Consider the following 17650-nt stretch of genomic DNA (forward strand, 5'->3'; position numbering starts at 1 on the left):
TCGATCCGGAGAAGACGACACCATATGAATTCTACCAATTCTGGGCGAACACCGATGACCGCGATGTCGTTAAATACTTGAAGTACTTTACGTTCCTTGGTAAAGAGGAGATCGAGGCTCTTGCAGAAAAGGTACAAACTGAGCCGCATAAACGTGAAGCTCAAATCACGCTGGCGGAAGAAATGACCAGATTCGTGCATGGCGAGGAAATGCTGGAGCAAGCGAAGAGAATTACGGCAGCCCTGTTCAGCGGTGACATCAAGTCGTTGACTGCGGATGAAATTGAACAAGGCTTCAAGGAAATGCCTACTTTTGAAGCTGGCAAAGAAGCCAAGAATATCGTTGACTGGCTTGTTGATATCGGCATTGAGCCATCGAAACGCCAAGCGCGCGAGGATATTACAAACGGCGCCATCTCATTGAATGGCGACCGCATAAGTGAGCTTGAATTCGAGGTTAGCGCGGAACAAGCGATCGAAGGGCGATTCATCATTATCCGCAAAGGCAAGAAGAAATATCATTTGGTGAAATTGGCTTAGAGGCTGAGACTGAGGCTGAGCACACCAACTACAAAGCATCAAAGTGAGCGATTAAAGGCAAAGCATACCTCCTTTTTTAGTGGGAGGAATATGCTTTGCCTTTTTTTACTTCAAATTTTGCTATTTCAAACCGAAAATTAAATAGAAGGGAATTAAATTCAGAGTAAATTGGAGGGACCATGGACAAGATGATGTCAGCCAGTCAGAAGAGGAACAAGAACATAAAGAAAAGGGGGAGAATAGCGACGGTGGTTGCAGCTGTGGTGCTAACTGCGACGGTAATCCTGCCTGGCCGGGAAGTCTATGCTAAACATGATGTACAAGGCAGTATAGAGCAGCATACGCGCGAGGCGATTGTGCAGAAGATGAGGGAATATGCACCAATACAGCCTGATGCAGAGTACTTATGGGAAGAGGCATATGAGGAACGGCCAAGCATAACGGCACCTTATACAGCGGGTAAGCTAAAGGATACATATATTTTAGAAGGAATCAAAGCGGTGAATCTAGCCCGGTACTTAGCCGGTCTTCCCGATGATGTACAGCCGGATTACACACTAAGCAAACAGCAGCAGGCGGCCGCTTTGTTAAATGCCGTAAACGGGCAGCTTAGCCATTACCCTTCCCGGCCAGGCGGAATGAACGAGGATTTATACAATCTAGGAGCAAACGCAGCTAAAAATAGCAATATCGCATATGGGGCTGATACTTTTAGAGAAGCCGTCTTTGATCTTTATATGGCGGATTCCGGCGAGAGCAACATAGATCGAGTAGGACACCGCCGCTGGATTCTGAATCCACGTATGAAGAAAACGATGTTTGGCGCCGTAGTCGGTCAGTCGGGCACGATGGAAGTGCCATACTCTAATATGTACTCATTCGATGCCTCTCGTGCGGCCGGTGAAGTGGTTTATGATCAGATTGCCTGGCCGTCGGCGGGACAGTTCCCGCTAGAAGTATGGCATGATAAGGATCCATGGTCGGTCTCGCTGAATCCGGATATTTATGATAATCAGCGGACGAGTGGAATTAAGGTAAAGATGACGCGTAAAGCAGACGGCAAGGTATGGAGCCTGGATTCAAGCGATCAGAATAAGGGTGGCAAGTATTTTAAGGTAGACACCGGATATTATGCGATCCCGTTCTGTATTATTTTCCGGCCTGATTCTAGCATTAAATATAATCCAGAGGATCAATTTCATATAGAGATTACGGGACTTTACAGCAAGGCGAATGGCCAATCGGTTTCGATCGCTTATGATACGCAGTTCTTCGCAGCCGAGCAGCAAGAATCTGAACCACAGGACAATGCGCAAACTCATCCGCAAAATGAATTCTCCGATGCAACGGTTAGCTCATGGGCGCGAGAATACTATATGAATCTGAAAAGCAATGCCCTGCTTGACGGTGTGGCAGATAGCAATCATTCCCGCCAAATCAGCCGGCAGGAGTTCACCACAATCGGTTTTAACCTGTATCAATATCTGACAAACTATGAAATGCAGGAAGTGGCAAGCCCGTTCTCCGATATCGCTCAACCGAAAATCTCCCATGCGGCCAAGCTTGGAATTATTCAAGGCACTTCAGCGGGATTATTCTCTCCTGACAAGCAGTTAACCCGGCAGGAGGCTGTAGTTGTGTTGATGAACCTGTACAAGAAGCTCGGGGGGAATACTGCGGGAGTAAACACTTCAAACGCAATCTTTGCCGATGATGCTCAAATAGCATCCTGGGCGAAAGTCGATGCCTATGCTGCATTTAACCTTGGACTTATACAGGGGACAGGCGCTAACCAATTCCAGCCTAAGGCCAATCTGACGAAGGAACAGGCTTATGTCATGCTGGCGAAGCTGATGGAGAAGTACTAGATAAGTTGAACTAAATGATCCGCCCTATGGCTCTCCAAAATATGCAGCCGCTAGGTGCGGCCCTCTGGAATGCTCTTTGCGGGATGGGCATAGAGCTTCATTCTGACCCAGACCATATTTACAAGCAGAAGGGCTCCGGCTACAATGAACAGTCCTTCGATGCCTATGAATCCGGCGAGGAATCCGCCGATCATCGCACCGAGCATATTCCCGAGCGCCATCGTGCTGCTGTTAAAGGCATAGGCGCGGCTTTCCATGCCATCCGGGGTATAGAACCGAATCAAGGCGTTCACGCTCGGAAGCAGTCCTCCCATAAAGACGCCCATCACAAAGCGAACAAGGATCAACTGCCAGACCGATTCTACAAAAGCCTGCGGAATGATACTGGCGGCGGCTCCAATCAGACAGACCGTCAGTACCCGATGAGCCCCGAATTTGTCGCTCACCCTTCCAAGCACAGGAGAGGTGACCATATTGGACATCCCTGCGACTGCAGAGACGAAGCCGGCCCAGAAAGCCACGTCTGTCGGTACGCCATGCAGCTTCTCAACGTAAATCGGCAGGAGGGACATGGGGCTGACCAGAGCAAACTGGAGCAGCAGCGTTACCATAAATAGTGCAAGTAGCTGAGGGGTTTTACTCAGCTCAGTGAAGCCTTGCAGCACAGAGACCTGCGGCATTTGCGCCGCTTCCTTCCGGTCAAAATCCTCATGCACGAAAAACAGAGTGAGCATCGAGGCCAGGAACAACAAAACTCCGGTCACAAAAAAAATAGGCCTGAAGCCGATCCATTCTGCCAATAGTCCGCCAATCAGCGGACCTAGAATTGTGCCGGCGACATTACCGGATTGCATCGTTCCCATGGCCAGGCCCATCTTTTCCTTCGGTGCGGTGCCTGAAATCAGCGACACGGCTGCAGGGTTGAAGCCGGAGATGGTTCCGTTCAGGAGCCGAAGGGCCAGCAAGTGCCAAGGATGCGTCGCAAAGCCCATAAGGGCGATGACCAGGGCCATCCCGAAGCCGGAGCGCAGCACCATAACCTTGCGGCCATATTTATCGGCAAGCTTGCCCCACAGCGGCTGGAAGATGAAGGAGGTGGCGAAATTGGCTGCGAAGATCATCCCTGCCCAGATCCCGATGGCATGCTCTCCCTGCACATTCAGATCCCTTGCAAGGAACAAGGAGAGGAAGGGGGTAACCATCGTCATTCCCGCATTGACAAAGAACAAACCGAACCAGAGCACAATGAGGTTAACCTTCCATGACTTCTTCAATGTGCTTCACTTCCTTTCTGCGTCATCCGGTTCGAAGTAAACAAGTTATTCCAGTATACCACAGTTAAACACTCTCCTCAGGCTGTCCAGCAGCATTGTCGATATGTTGTCATGGGATGGACATGAATGAAGAGTCTGTGAGAATCACGGCGCGAATGTTGAGACTTGCTCTTAAAAAGGGCATAATAAAGCTTAATGAATTAAGTGAACAGGAGGCCTGATTTAGTGGCTTATAATGACCGGTTTATCCGCGCCTGCTTCAAGCAGGAGGTGGATCGGCTCCCGGTATGGTACATGCGCCAAGCTGGGAGATACGATCCTGAATATCGGCAAATCAAGGAAAAATATACCTTGCTTGAAATTTGCCGGCAGCCAGAGCTGGCGGCCGAAGTTACCCTAATGCCGGTGCGCAAGCTTGGGGTTGATGCAGCGATTTTGTATTCTGATATCATGAATCCGGTTGCATCGATCGGTGTGGACTTTGATATTGTCAAAAATATTGGCCCGGTTATCGCCAATCCGATCTCTTCACGGCAGGACATTGAACGGCTGAAGCCCATTGATGTGCACAGGGATCTGCAGCATATTTTGGATACCATTTCCATCCTGGACCGGGAGCTTGATGTCCCGTTAATTACCTTTGCAGGCGCGCCATTTACGATAGCAAGCTATTTGATTGAGGGGCGTCCCTCCAAAAGCTATATCAAGACAAAAACCTTGATGTACAGTGATCCCGGACTTTGGGACATGCTAATGAACAAGCTGGGAGATATGGTGATCACCTATTTAAAAGCGCATGTCGATAGCGGCGGAAAGGCTATTCAACTGTTTGACAGTTGGGTTGGCGCGCTCGCGCCTAAAGATTTTGAACGATATGTGGAGCCGGTAATTACCCGTATTTTTGCCGAACTTTCCGATTTGAATGTACCGAAAATTTATTTCCCTGGTGTTAGCTCCGGAGAGCTTCTTCCGCAGCTGACCTCTCTGCAGGCAGAGGTGATTGGACTGGATTGGCGCGTGTCGATTCGGGAAGGACGCAGACGAACAGAAGGCAAATATGCCATTCAGGGTAATCTGGATCCTTACCTCCTGACGGCTCCTATGGATGTCATCAAGCAGCATGCAAAAGAAATCATCGATATGGGTCTGGAGACATCGGGATTTATTTTCAATCTCGGACACGGGTTGTTTCCTGAAGCATCGCTAGAGAAGCTGCAGGAGCTCACAGCTTATGTGCACGACTATTCCGCTGAAGTGCTTGCCAAGCGGAAAGCTTAGACGAACTTATAGAGAACTTATTAATTGAAGAGGTGAACAGAATTCGTTATGACAACAATCGGCGTATTGGTGATGTCTTACGGCACACCGGAAAGCATGGACCAAATTGAGGCTTATTACACTCACATTCGTCGGGGTCATCCCCCGACAGAGGATCAGCTCAAGGAGCTGACCGATCGCTATGAAGCGATCGTCGGAGGCGTATTTCCGCTTCGGGCCAACACAGACAATCAGGTAGCTGCACTACAGGAAACACTGAATCGAATGAATCCTTATCAGGACAAGCGTTTTGTATGCTATCAAGGGCTGAAGCACGCTTCTCCGTTCATCGAGGATGGCGTTGCTGAGATGGCGAAGGATGGAATCAAGGAGGCGGTTGGCATTGTGCTGGCTCCGCATTACTCTGTGATGAGCATCGGGGGCTACATTAAACGTGCTGAGGCTAAAGCTGGCGAACACGGAATCGCCATGAAATTTGTGAAGAGCTACCATCTTCATCCGCAGCTTATAGAGGCCTTGGCCAAGCGCGTATCGGCCAAGCTGGAGCAGTTCGTCGAAGCAGGTGCCCTGCGTGACAAGGTGCGGGTGCTGTTCAGCGCTCACAGCCTGCCGGCTGAAATTCTCGAGATGGGAGACCCCTATCAGGATCAGCTGCTGGAGACATCCAGGGCTGTTGCAGAGAAGGCTGGAGTCACGTCCTGGCAGTTCACCTGGCAAAGCGCAGGCCGGACGGCAGAGCCTTGGCTTGGGCCGGATATTCTGGATACGCTGCGGGATTTGAGTCAGGAACAGATCGAGGATGTGCTGGTCGCTCCGGTTGGCTTCGTGTCGGATCATCTGGAGGTCCTGTATGATCTGGATATCGAGGCCAAGGCCATCGCCAAGGAGCTGGATATGAGATTGGAGCGCATCGATTCGTTAAATACGGATCCGCTCTATATGGAGACGCTTAGCGATTGTATTATTTCAACATTTAAATCCTGAAGATGATTTGAATGAACCCTTTGCTTTTGGCAGAGGGTTCTATTTATTTCCGGATAGCTGATATAATAAGATCAGATTTCGAATTGTAATGATTTCATGGAGCAATTTTTTAGTTGAAGGAGTATAAGGATGTATCCACCGCGTTCTGAGAAAAACAAGAAGAAGCAAGCGAGTAAGAAAAGAAGGCAGCGACGAATATGGGTTTGGATTAATCTCGGTCTCATTTTTATGATTATTGTGCTGGCCTCTTATTTGTTTACGATGGATCGGCCTGCTGAGAATGGGGCAACACAACCGGATCATTCGGTGCAGGAGCCAGGCGAATCAGTTCCTCCGGAGCTTGTTGCGGAGCCGGATGGAGAGACCGGGGAGAAGGACGCTTCCGAGGGGAAGGAATCCGAAAATGATCTTTCCGGGGAGTCCCATCAGGAAGTCGATGCTTCGGAAGAGAATCCGGACTTGGAGTCAGGTACAAGTGAACAGGAGCGAGTGGTGATTTCCTTTGGCGGGGATACATTGTTTTCCGGGAAGGTCGAGAACAAGCTTAAGCAAGCAGGCTATGACTATCCCTACAAGCATGTCAAGGACCTGTTCCTTCAGGATGATCTGACCGTACTCAATCTGGAAACCCCGGTAACGGAGGGGGGAACTCCTGAGGAAGAGAAGACTTTTGTCTTCAAATCGTCGCCTAAGGCCCTTCCGGAAATGGTTCGGGCAGGGGTAGAGGCAGTGAATTTGGCGAACAATCACATTTTGGATCAAGGTGTGGAAGGGCTGTTGGATACGCTTGAGCATCTTTCAGAGGCTGGCGTGCTTCATGTCGGTGCTGGCAAGAACAGTAAAGAGGCATTTGCACCTGTCTATGTTGAACGAAATGGCATCCGGATTGCACTATGCGGGTTCTCGCGGGTGATTCCGAGAAAAGAATGGGCAGCGGGTAAAGGGCCTGGAGTCGCCGCTACCTACGATTCTACACAAGCGGTGAAGACGATTGAGGAAGCGCGTGATCAGGCTGACCTTGTGCTTGTGGTTGTTCATTGGGGGAAAGAGCGGACCGTTGAGCTTGAGAAGCATCAGACTGAACTGGCTCACGCGTATATTGATGCAGGTGCGGATCTGGTCATCGGGGGACACCCCCATGTTCTCCAAGGGCTGGAGTCTTATAAGGGGAAATGGATCGCCTACAGTACAGGGAATTTTATTTTTACAAAATCGAAGGATCCCAACACCTGGGAGACCGCTGTGTTTCAGGCATCCTGCAGCAAGGCTGGAGACTGTGAGCTGAAGCTGGTTCCTTACAGAACAGAGGTAGGACAGCCGGTGCCGATGAATGAAGCGGAGCGTACTCAGCTCTGGAGCGAGCTAGAAGCGATTTCTCCGGGAGTAAGAATAAAAGAATCGGGAGAGGTACACACAGGGGGCGGATAGAGATGCCGATACAATGCGTGGCACATCGGGGCTGCTCAGGAGCGGCCCCTGAGAATACGATGGCGGCGATCGAATTAGCTCTGTCGGATTCAAATGTGACCTGGATCGAGGTGGATGTCCAGTTATCCAGAGACGGGATTCCCTTTCTGATTCATGATTACACCTTGAACCGTACGACCAATGGCCGTGGGCCTGTGAAGGATTATACCTGGGAGCAATTGCTTGCGTTGGATGCGGGCAGCTGGAAATCAAAACGGTACGCGGGAGAGCGCCTGATTTCCCTGGATGACTGTCTGGAGGCTATTCAAGGCCGATTGAAGGCCAATATCGAATTGAAGACGCATGGGAATAAGTATCCCGGACTGGAAGACAAGGTTATTGAGGTTATAAAAAAGCATCGCATGGAACATGAAGTAGTGCTGACCAGCTTTGATTTGCGTTCGCTGTCCAAAGTCAAGGAGAATGCCAGGTCGCTGCGAACCGGACTGATTATTGATCAACTGCCAAAGGATTTGTTTTTGCGGCTGCAAATGCTGCAGTGCTCCTTTCTTTCGATCAATTACAAAAGGCTCACCGCGGAGCTGGCAGCCAAAGCGGCAAGACGCGGCCTGGATGTGATGGCATGGACGGTGGATCAGGTGAAGGTTATGCGCCGTCTTGCAGGTCTGCATCCGGACTTGCTCATTTGTACGAATCGTCCGGAGCTATGGCCATCGGCATTTAAAGCTCCGAATTTAGTTAACGGGAGGAACAGATAATGGGCAACAAGATGATCTCGAATATATATTGTGTGGGGCGGAATTACCGTGCGCACGCGGAGGAGCTCGGCAATGCAGTGCCTAAGGAGCCGATGATCTTTATGAAGCCGACCCATGCTGCCGTGTCGATGCATGAGGGTGGATTAGAGCTTCCCGGAAACCGGGGAGAGATTCACTTTGAGACTGAGCTTGTGCTGCGGATTGCCCGGGATTATAAACCGGGTATGAACGTGGACGAGCTCGTCGATGTGATGGCATTCGGAATTGACTTTACACTTCGGGATGTGCAGAGCGAGCTCAAGAAGCAGGGGCATCCCTGGACGGCGGCCAAGGGCTTTCGGAATTCGGCGCCCTTAACGCCATATGTTGCGTTCCCCGGTACGGAGGAGCTTGCCGAGAAGGATTTTACCTTGACCAAGAATGGTGAGCTTGTGCAGCAAGGGAATGTGAGAAATATGATTTTCCCGCTTCAGCAGATCGTTGATTATATAGCGGAGCGCTACGGATTGGGCGAAGGGGATCTGATCTTTACCGGTACGCCGGAAGGAGTGGGGCCGGTCTTCGCCGGAGACAAGCTGGAAATTGCCTATGGCGGCGAGGTACTGGGTCGCTGTGAAGTGTTGTCCGGTCCATCCCGTTCATGATTTATTGGGGAATTGGCGCGCTGGGTGCCGCTTTGGTTGCAGGAATGGCTAATCGGAAGCAATCGCTATCTCTATCCGGTATGGCGGCAGCCATATTGATGGGAACCGTCTATTTCGGTGCTGCACAGGGAACCTGGTTCTGGTTTGGACTGTTGTTGTTATTCTTTATAAGCTCATCTATATTGTCCAAGGTAAAGGCCGAGCGCAAGCATGAGCTGGAGAAGTCCTACGCCAAGACAGGAAGCCGTGATGCGGGACAAGTATTCGCAAACGGCGGAGCAGGAATGGCAGCGTGTCTTGGCTATGCCTTATGGCCGGATCCATTTTGGGCCTATTTCGTACTGGGTACGCTAGCTGCGGTGACGGCGGATACCTGGGCGACGGAGCTGGGAGGGCTCAGCCGCCGTCAGCCGAGATCGCTGCTTACCTGGAGGCCGGTGCCCGCAGGAACTTCAGGCGGGGTATCCTTGCTTGGCAGCGGGGCCGCACTTCTTGGAGCGCTGATGATAGGCGGAGCAGGCTGGCTGCTGCTGGCATGGCCCGAATGGGAAAGCTGGGCGGCCTGGCTTGGGCTGGGAGAAACAGTGTCCGGCTGGGTCGGCTCGCTCGGTCAGTTTGCCGGGGGGAGCCGGGAGGGTTCCATAGCTCTTCCTATGGGGCTTTCGCTTGGAAAATGGTTGTTGATCGGCGGGACATCGGGATTTGCCGGAGCCTATGTCGATTCATTGCTTGGAGCTACCGTCCAGCGGATGTATCGCTGCCAGGTCTGTGACAAGCTGGTGGAGGTCGAGGTGCATTGCGGCAAGCCTACGTTGCCGGATCGGGGCCTGGTCTGGATGAACAATGATGCTGTGAATATTCTCAGTGCGTTGACTGCGGGCTTGATTGCCGCCGGCCTGGGATTATCGCTTGGCTAAGCCGGTCTTGGGTTGGCTTGCTTGGCGCAGAGTGATATAAGATCAATTTGGTGGAAGTGGAAAGCAGGTTAATCATATGAACATAATGACAGCTGAACAATTAAGCAAGAGCTACGGGGAGAAAAACCTGTTTCAGGAGGCCTCCTTCGGGATGGACGAATACGATAAGATCGGCGTGGTCGGGGTAAACGGGACGGGTAAGTCGACCTTTCTGCGGGTGCTTGCCGGCCTGGAGCAGGCTGATGCGGGCAAGGTTACGATTAATCGGGGAGTTCGGATTTCTTTTTTAGCACAAAATCCGGAATTTGATCCTGATACGACGGTTCTGAGAGGGGTATTTCAAAACGGCGGACCAGAACATCAACTCGTCTCGCAATATATGGAGGCGGTCGAGGAGCTGGAGCTTCTGCCGACAGATGAAAGCTTGCAGACACGGGTCAGCCGGTTAAGCCAGGAGATGGACCGTCTTGATGCATGGGGGCTGGAGAATGAAGCAAAGAGCGTACTGACACGTCTGGGGATTGCTGATTTTTCCCGGAAAATGGGGGTGCTCTCCGGGGGGCAGCGCAAGCGTGTTGCCCTGGCGTCGGCATTGATTCTGCCATCCGAGCTGCTCATCATGGACGAGCCAACGAACCACATCGACAATGATTCGGTGGCCTGGCTGGAGAGCTACCTTCAGAAGCGCCGCGGTGCGCTGCTGATTATTACGCATGACCGTTACTTCCTGGACCGGGTATGCAATGTCATGCTGGAGCTGGATCAGGGGCGTCTGTTCCGCTATGAAGCCAATTATAGCCGTTTTCTTGAATTGAAAAGCGAACGGGAGGAACGGGAGGCAGCCAGCGAGCAGAAGCGGCAGAATCTGTTGCGGGGCGAGCTGGCCTGGATTCGTCGCGGCGCTCAGGCGCGCTCGACCAAGCAGAAGGCCCGAATCGAACGGTTCGAGAAGCTGCAAGGGATGAAGCCGGAGTATAAGAACGAGTCGCTGGATATTTCCGTAGCTTCCACCCGGCTGGGGCGCAAGATTGTAGAAATTGAGGGCATCCGTAAATCCGCCGGTGATCGGCTGCTGATCGACGGCTTAACCTATACAGCTGTGCCGGGAGACCGCGTTGGAATCGTAGGGCCGAACGGATACGGCAAATCGACCCTGCTCAATATGATCGCAGGACGAATTCAGCCTGAGGAAGGCGAGGTCGTGCTTGGTCAGACCGTCAAGCTGGGATATTTTACCCAGGAGCATCAGGAGATGGACCCGAATCAGCGGGCCATTGAATATATCAAGGACGCCGCGGAGGTCGTTGAGACGGCGGATGGTTCAAGAATCACGGCAGCGCAGATGCTGGAGCGCTTCCTGTTCCCGCCCGCCTCGCAATGGACACCGATTTCCAAGCTCTCCGGAGGCGAGAAACGGCGCCTTTATCTGCTTCGGATATTGATGGAAGCCCCGAATGTGCTCCTGCTCGACGAACCTACCAATGATCTCGATATCCAGACGCTGACGGTGCTGGAATCCTATCTCGATGAGTTCCCCGGTGCAGTCTTCGTCGTATCCCATGATCGGTATTTCCTGGACCGGACCGTGGACAAGCTGATGGTATTCGAGGGCAATGGCGTTGTCGCCGTACATGCGGGAGACTACAGCGATTACGAGGAACGGATGAATGCAGCGGGCTCGGCGGCGAAGGATGGTGCCGGAAGTAGTGCGGGCTCAGCGGAGAGAGCAAAAGGCAGCTCGGGCAATGGAACCGGGACCGGAAATGCTTCCGGCAGCACGAAGGATCCTGAAAGAGCGGAGAAGCTGAAGTTCTCCTACAAGGAGCAAAGGGAATATGAGACCATCGACGCGGATGTGGAAGCCGCTGAGCAGCGGATTACCGACATCACGGAGCAAATGGCGCATGCTGCAAGCGATGCGATGCGGCTGCAGGAACTGATGGCTGAACAGCAGCAGGCCGAGGCCGAGCTGGAACGCCTGATGGAGCGCTGGACATACCTCAGCGAACTGGCCGAGCGAATCGAGGCACAGAAGAACGGGTAAGGTGAAGAGGGGTTGAAGATAAATCTTAGGGGTTGAAGATACATCTTCAGCCCCTTTTTTCATGCAGATTTTTTGACACGGCTTGGGTTCTTACCCCCAGCTTCTTTCCCGGTGACGGCATATGATTCAAGATTTTCACCAACTGCTCTTGCATGTAAGCAGGAGGATGGGCATATCCGCTTTCGATCCAATAAAAGATTAGGCCCAATAAGGCGTTCAAGGAATAGATGAACATCAATTCCTGATCCACATCTCCTTCCTCGAAACTCAATTCCTCTGTAAGAATATTCTTCAGCGAAGCAAACATTTTCTTTCGCAGTGCAGGCAGCACGTCGCTTTTCGTTAAAATGGTATAGAAATCGGCATTTCGGGCAATATGATTGAAGATCATGACGGAATTGGCGTGCAGCTCATGCGGACTGAACTCACTGACCTGGGCGTAAGGGGCTCGGAAGGATTGCAGCAGGTCGTTGATCTTTTCGCCGATCATGTCCTCCAGCAAATCTTCCTTAGTCGTGTAATTGGCATAGAACGTTCCCCGGTTATATCCGGCTAGACCTACAATCTCAGTGATCGTAATGGCTGCAAACGGCTTGCGGGACATCAACTGGAGAAGTGCGCTGCGCATGGCCGTCATACTGCGAACAATTCTTGGATCCCGCTTCACCTCGGCTTGCGGCATATCAGATCCCCCTAACTACAAGATAATATACAGTTTCACTGTATTTGTTGGTTAATGAACAATTCTGGAAAGTTTCATGATTGTTAGGTGTTCGTGTGACTTTTATACTTGAGTTATGCAATTAATTATCGAACACATGTTGATTTTATCATAATAGGAGGTTATAGAACATGAAGCTATCAGGAAAAGTAGCTGTTGTCACAGGAGCTGCCTCGGGGATGGGAAAAGCGATTGCAGAGCTCTATGCGGCGGAAGGGGCCAAGGTTGTCGTTGCTGATCTAAGTTTGGAAAATGCCGGAAAGGTCGTTGAGGGTATTGAAGCCAAAGGAGGTACGGCCTTCGCAATAGCTTCCAATGTGGCTAAAGAGGAGGATGTTCAACGCCTGATTGATGAGACGGTGAGCCGTTATGGAACCGTAGATATATTGGTGAACAACGCAGGAATTATGGATAATTTTGTCCCTGCAGGGGACTTAACAGATGAGCTGTGGGAGAAGGTATTCGCGGTGAATACGACTGGCCCGATGCGCACCATCCGGAAAGTGCTGCCGCTCTTTACCGAGAAGAAGGCAGGCGTGATTGTGAATATCGCTTCGGCCGGAGGATTGTTCGGCTCCCGTGCGGGTGCTGCATATACGGCTTCCAAGCATGCGGTGATCGGATTAACCAAGAACGTTGGCTTTCAGTATGCCCAGTTGGGCATTCGCTGTAATGCGATTGCTCCTGGTGCGGTGCAGACAAATATTGGGGCTTCACTGACGGCGGTTAATCCGTTTGGTGCAGAACGAGCACAAATTGGAATGGGGATCAATCCGGGGATGGGGCAGCCTGAGGATATTGCCAACATTGCCTTGTTCCTGGCTTCGGATGATTCAAGCTTTGTCAACGGGACTACGATTACGGCAGATGCCGGCTGGACCGCTTATTAATTTCAAAAAATAAAATGCCGGCCATCTACAGCTTGAATGCCTGTAGGTGGCCGGCGTTTTTTTGTCTAGCACAGAACTCCGCTTGCGATCGACATCATGAGCTTGATCCGGTTGATCTGATTGACTTCACTGGCACCGGCGTCATAGTCAATTGCGGCGATGTTGGCACGGGGATAAAGCTCCTTGAGCCCCTTGACCATGCCGCGTCCGGTGATATGGTTCGGGAGACAGGCGAACGGCTGGATGCATACGATGTTGTCGACGCCGTGATCCAGCAGCTCCATCATTTCGGCGGTAAGGAACCAGCCTTCTCCCATCTGATTACCGACCGAGAGCAGCCGGCTGGCCTTGTCGGCGAGTGTATAAATGCTTTCCGGCGGTGTCAGGTACCGGCTCTGTTCAAGCACCTTCTTCACTGGTTTGCGGTACATTTCCAGATAGCTGATAATCATCGGATTCAGCAATCCGAGCATTTTGCTCTTGCCGAGCTGATCCGCTTTATAGATCGGGTTGTATAGACAATAAAACATGAAGTCCAGGAAGTCAGGCACGACAGCTTCGCCGCCCTCCGCTTCAATAATCTCGACCAGCTTGTTGTTAGCGTCCGGATGGAACTTGATCAGAATTTCTCCGACAATACCGACCCGGGGCTTGATGGCGCCGGTAAGCGGGAGTGATTCGAACTCGGCAACCATAGCCTGAATGTATTCCTTGTATTGTCCGAAGGAGAATTTCTCCAGCGACAGCTTGCAGCGGTCCATCCATTTGCGAAACAGAGCCAGGGTTGAACCGGCTTGCTGTTCATAGGGACGGAAGCGGTATAGGAGCCGCATCAGCAGGTCCCCATAACAGGAGGCGGCAATCAGGCGGTTAATCATACGCAGATTCAGCTTGAACCCCGGTTGATTTTCCAGCCCGGAGACATTGAGCGAAATGACCGGGATCTGCTCCAGCTTCGACTCCTTCAAAGCTTTTCGGAGCAAACCAATGTAGTTGGTTGCTCTGCAGCCGCCGCCCGTTTGGGTCAAGATGACGGCTGTGCGGTTCGGATCGTACTCTCCGCTCTTCAGGGCGGTCATGATCTGCCCGATCGTTACGATAGCCGGGTAGCAGGCATCATTGTTGACGAGCTTCAGCCCCTCCTCGGTGGTCTCGCGGGTTGCCGCCTTCAGCACCTTCAGCCGGTATCCGCCATCCCGGAATACGGTCTCGAACAGCTCGAAGTGAATCGGAGAGAGCTGCGGGGCAAGAATGGTGTAGCTCTCTCTCATTTCCCGCTTAAATACAGCCGGGGAAGGCGGAAGAATGACAGAGTCCTGCGGCAGCTCGCTTCTGCGGCCGGCTTCTCTGTCCCGCATTGCGGCGAGCAGTGAACGAAGCCGGATTCTTGCTGATCCCAGATTGCTGATCTCATCGACCTTAATCAGCGTAAAGGTCTTGCCGCGGCTCTCGAGAATTTCCTGGACGGCATCGGCAGTAATAGCATCAATACCGCAGCCGAAAGAGGTCAATTGGACAAGCTCCAGCTGCTTCAGCTTGGAGACGGCATAGGCGGCTCGGTACATCCGGCCATGGTACGTCCATTGATTGACGACCGGCAACGGATGCTCTACATCGCCCAGATGACAAATGGCGTCCTCCGTCAGTACGGCGAGCCCCATGCCGGTGACAAGCTCTGCAATCCCGTGATTGATCTCTGGATCGACATGATAGGGATGGCCGCATAGAACGATGCCTTTACCGCCGGTCTGATTCAGATATGCCAGCGTATTCTCACCTTGACGGTACAATTCCTCCCTCACTAGCTCAGCTTCCTGCCAGGCTGCATCAAAGGCTTGATTCAATTCCTCCTTGGCAATCCCGTCGAATGTCTCCTGGAGTCGCTTGCGAAGCACGGCAGGGGAATCAAAGTTTAGAAAAGGACTGATCAAGGGGATGCCCAATTGCTTCAATGCGTCAACATTCGTCCGGATGACCTCGGGATAGGAGGCAACGACCGGACAATTAAAATGATTGTCAGCCGCTTCGTCCTCCTTTTTTTCATAAATCACTGCAGGATAGAATATCATATCAACCTTGCTGTTGATGAGACTCTGTACATGGCCGTGCGCAAGCTTGGCGGGATAGCAGACGGATTCCGAAGGAATCGTCTCCATGCCGCTCTCGTAGAGCTTCTTGGAGGACTTGGGAGACAACACGACCCGGTAGCCCAACTTGGTGAAAAACGTATGCCAGAACGGATAGTTCTCGAACATATTCAGTACCCGGGGAATGCCGACTGTTCCGCGATGAGCTTGTTCCGGCTCCAGGGAGCGGTAGCGGAACATCCGTTCATATTTGTAGGCGACCAGATTGGGCAGCGTGTTCTTCTCTTTCTTCTGGGTGGCTCCACGCTCACAGCGATTGCCGGTGACATGGAAGCTCTTGTCCGGGAACCGGCTGATCGTCAAAGCGCAGTGATTGCTGCAAATCCCGCAGCGAGCGTGCGATACCTCGCAGGTGAAGCTGTCCAGCTCTGACTCCGGCAGCAGGGTGCTTGCTTCTGTGCCCGAATAACTGCTTCTGGCGATCAATGCACAGCCGTAAGCGCCCATCATACCTGCGATATCGGGGCGAATGACCTCGCGTCCGGTTAATTGCTCGAAGGCGCGGAGGACGGCGTCATTCAGGAAGGTGCCGCCCTGGACGATGATCCGTTTGCCCATTTCCTCGGGGTTGCGGATTTTAATGACCTTTTGCAGCGCATTTTTTACCACAGAGTAGGCGAGGCCTGCAGACAGATCGGGCAGGGAGGCGCCTTCCTTTTGTACCTGCTTGACCTTGGAATTCATGAACACTGTGCAGCGCGATCCCAGATCGACAGGTTGCCTGGACTCCAGGGCCTGAGCAGCGAACTCTGTAATGGGAAGCCCCAGTGCCGCCGCAAAGCTCTCCAGAAAGGAGCCGCAGCCTGCCGAGCAGGCTTCATTCAGCATCAGGCTGTCAATGATGCCGCCGCGGATTTTGATGCATTTCATGTCCTGTCCGCCGATATCCAGAATGAAGTCGACATCTGGCAGAAAGGAAGCGGCCGCCTTGTAGTGGGCAACCGTCTCTACCTCTCCGCCATCGACACGGAACGCGGCTTTGACAAGCCCCTCGCCATAGCCGGTCACAACCGATCTGGCGATGTAGCAATCCGGCGGCAGCAACGCATAAATCTGCTTCAGCGCTTCACGCACAGAACCAAGCGGGTTGCCTTTGTTACTGGCGTAATAGACATACAGGATTTGATCCTCTTGCCCGGTGAGCACCAGCTTGGTCGTAGTCGAACCTGCATCGATACCGACATAGCAAGGGCCTGAATAATGCGATAAGCTCATCACCTTTGCCGAGGCCCTGCCATGGCGTGCACGAAATGCTGCAAGCTCCTCTGAATCCTTGAACAGGGGAGGGAGCTGCTGGCTTTCATCCTGCTTGCGCAAGCGTTCAAAGGATACGCCGAGCAGTGACTGAAGCCAATCGTCCAGTCTGCGCGGCTCACCGTCTGCTCCATGCAGCGCCGAGCCCAGCGCCACGAAATACTGGCTTCGCTCAGGGAAGATGATTTCGTCCGCACGGAGATTCAGCGTTATGGCGAAACGTTCCCTCAGCTCGGACAGATAGGTCAGCGGTCCGCCGAGAAAGGCGACCTTCCCCTTGATGGGACGGCCGCAGGCCAGACCGCTGATCGTCTGGTTTACGATGCTCTGGAAGATCGAAGCGGCAATGTCCTCACGCCGTGCGCCTTCATTTAGAAGCGGCTGGACGTCGGTCTTCGCGAACACGCCGCAGCGCGAAGCGATCGGATAAATTGTGGTATGTTGGCTGGACAGCTCGTTCAGGCCAGCCGGATCCGTCTCTAGCAGCGAGGCCATCTGATCGATAAAAGCGCCCGTTCCTCCCGCGCAGGCATTGTTCATGCGCTGTTCCATGCCGCCGCTGAAATAGATGATTTTTGCATCCTCACCGCCAAGCTCGATGGCCGTATCCGTCTCCGGAGCATATTGTTTGATGGCCTTGGTACAGGCAACCACCTCTTGCAGGAAGGGGATGCCTGCAAGGTCAGACAGGGCCAGCCCGGAGGAACCGCTGATGCATACTGTAGCTTTGGTGTTAGGATCGGGGAAGAGAGCGATGAATTGCTCCCAAAGCGTGAGTACGGAGCGGTGGACATCGGAATAGTGACGGATATAGTTCTCATGAACGATGGCTCCATCCTGTATGGCGACCAGCTTCGCAGTTGTAGAACCGATGTCAAGACCTATACGTAATAACTGCATATGT

General features: G+C 52.4%; 13 protein-coding genes. 10 read left to right on the forward strand and 3 right to left on the reverse strand.

The features are described from left to right. Nucleotides 1-539 (forward strand): tyrosine--tRNA ligase (gene tyrS, locus TX85_RS27260; protein WP_044477793.1); only part of this gene is annotated, 539 nt, incomplete at its 5' end. A gap of 179 nt (nucleotides 540-718) precedes the next feature. Further along, a complete protein-coding gene (locus tag TX85_RS03790; protein ID WP_049894779.1) occupies nucleotides 719-2407 on the forward strand; it encodes an S-layer homology domain-containing protein in 1689 nt (562 codons plus the stop codon). A gap of 50 nt (nucleotides 2408-2457) precedes the next feature. On the opposite strand, the gene TX85_RS03795 is transcribed toward TX85_RS03790, so the two are convergent. Next, nucleotides 2458-3681 carry an MFS transporter gene (locus TX85_RS03795; protein WP_044477794.1) on the reverse strand — a complete coding sequence of 408 codons (1224 nt, stop codon included), beginning with the start codon at nucleotides 3679-3681 and terminating at the stop codon, nucleotides 2458-2460. 225 nt (nucleotides 3682-3906) lie between these two features. Here TX85_RS03795 and hemE point away from each other — a divergent pair, with 225 nt between their 5' ends. From hemE to TX85_RS03830, 7 genes are all read left to right on the forward strand, one after another. Next, nucleotides 3907-4959 (forward strand): uroporphyrinogen decarboxylase, encoded by a 1053-nt coding sequence (hemE, locus tag TX85_RS03800; protein WP_044477795.1) that lies wholly within the window; start codon nucleotides 3907-3909, stop codon nucleotides 4957-4959. A gap of 48 nt (nucleotides 4960-5007) precedes the next feature. Next, nucleotides 5008-5943 carry a ferrochelatase gene (gene hemH / locus TX85_RS03805; RefSeq protein ID WP_044477796.1) on the forward strand — a complete coding sequence of 312 codons (936 nt, stop codon included), beginning with the start codon at nucleotides 5008-5010 and terminating at the stop codon, nucleotides 5941-5943. A 129-nt stretch (nucleotides 5944-6072) separates the two neighbouring features. Further along, nucleotides 6073-7371 carry a CapA family protein gene (locus TX85_RS03810; RefSeq protein WP_044477797.1) on the forward strand — a complete coding sequence of 433 codons (1299 nt, stop codon included), beginning with the start codon at nucleotides 6073-6075 and terminating at the stop codon, nucleotides 7369-7371. Nucleotides 7372-7373: 2 nt separating this feature from the next. Then, the gene (locus TX85_RS03815; protein WP_044477799.1) at nucleotides 7374-8129 is read left to right on the forward strand and encodes a glycerophosphodiester phosphodiesterase; all 756 of its coding nucleotides are present in this window, start codon (nucleotides 7374-7376) and stop codon (nucleotides 8127-8129) included. Further along, entirely contained in the window at nucleotides 8129-8773 is a 645-nt protein-coding gene (locus tag TX85_RS03820; protein ID WP_081671626.1) for a fumarylacetoacetate hydrolase family protein, read from the forward strand. Before TX85_RS03815 ends, TX85_RS03820 begins: the two co-directional genes overlap by 1 nt. Then, entirely contained in the window at nucleotides 8773-9690 is a 918-nt protein-coding gene (locus TX85_RS03825) for a DUF92 domain-containing protein (protein WP_044479780.1), read from the forward strand. The genes TX85_RS03820 and TX85_RS03825 overlap by 1 nt, the downstream gene beginning before the upstream one ends. 76 nt (nucleotides 9691-9766) lie before the next feature. After that, nucleotides 9767-11734 (forward strand): ABC-F family ATP-binding cassette domain-containing protein, encoded by a 1968-nt coding sequence (locus tag TX85_RS03830; RefSeq protein WP_044477801.1) that lies wholly within the window; start codon nucleotides 9767-9769, stop codon nucleotides 11732-11734. 46 nt (nucleotides 11735-11780) lie between these two features. Here the strand turns inward: TX85_RS03830 and TX85_RS03835 are convergent, their stop codons facing one another. Continuing rightward, nucleotides 11781-12416: a TetR/AcrR family transcriptional regulator gene (locus TX85_RS03835; protein WP_071784156.1), complete on the reverse strand. Its 636-nt coding sequence runs from the start codon at nucleotides 12414-12416 to the stop codon at nucleotides 11781-11783. A 170-nt stretch (nucleotides 12417-12586) separates the two neighbouring features. Between TX85_RS03835 and TX85_RS03840 the strand changes: the two genes are divergently transcribed. After that, on the forward strand, nucleotides 12587-13345 hold the full coding sequence (locus TX85_RS03840) for an SDR family oxidoreductase (protein WP_044477802.1): 759 nt from the start codon (nucleotides 12587-12589) through the stop codon (nucleotides 13343-13345). 65 nt (nucleotides 13346-13410) lie between these two features. Here the strand turns inward: TX85_RS03840 and TX85_RS03845 are convergent, their stop codons facing one another. Continuing rightward, the gene (locus TX85_RS03845; RefSeq protein WP_044477804.1) at nucleotides 13411-17646 is read right to left on the reverse strand and encodes a 2-hydroxyacyl-CoA dehydratase; all 4236 of its coding nucleotides are present in this window, start codon (nucleotides 17644-17646) and stop codon (nucleotides 13411-13413) included. Nucleotides 17647-17650 lie beyond the last annotated feature (4 nt).

Origin of the sequence: Paenibacillus antibioticophila, assembly GCF_000455265.1 — a bacterium.
GTDB classification, from domain to species: Bacteria; Bacillota; Bacilli; order Paenibacillales; family Paenibacillaceae; genus Fontibacillus; species Fontibacillus antibioticophila.

Bases quoted from the DNA above. Each gene is read 5' to 3' on its own strand.
- TX85_RS03820 (WP_081671626.1), top strand. From the start codon at position 8,129: ATGGGCAACAAGATGATCTCGAATATATATTGTGTGGGGCGGAATTAC.
- TX85_RS03840 (WP_044477802.1), top strand. From the start codon at position 12,587: ATGAAGCTATCAGGAAAAGTAGCTGTTGTCACAGGAGCTGCCTCGGGG.
- TX85_RS03810 (WP_044477797.1), top strand. From the start codon at position 6,073: ATGTATCCACCGCGTTCTGAGAAAAACAAGAAGAAGCAAGCGAGTAAG.
- TX85_RS03830 (WP_044477801.1), top strand. From the start codon at position 9,767: ATGAACATAATGACAGCTGAACAATTAAGCAAGAGCTACGGGGAGAAA.
- TX85_RS03790 (WP_049894779.1), top strand. From the start codon at position 719: ATGGACAAGATGATGTCAGCCAGTCAGAAGAGGAACAAGAACATAAAG.
- TX85_RS03845 (WP_044477804.1), bottom strand. From the start codon at position 17,646: ATGCAGTTATTACGTATAGGTCTTGACATCGGTTCTACAACTGCGAAG.
- TX85_RS03835 (WP_071784156.1), bottom strand. From the start codon at position 12,416: ATGCCGCAAGCCGAGGTGAAGCGGGATCCAAGAATTGTTCGCAGTATG.
- TX85_RS03815 (WP_044477799.1), top strand. From the start codon at position 7,374: ATGCCGATACAATGCGTGGCACATCGGGGCTGCTCAGGAGCGGCCCCT.
- hemH (WP_044477796.1), top strand. From the start codon at position 5,008: ATGACAACAATCGGCGTATTGGTGATGTCTTACGGCACACCGGAAAGC.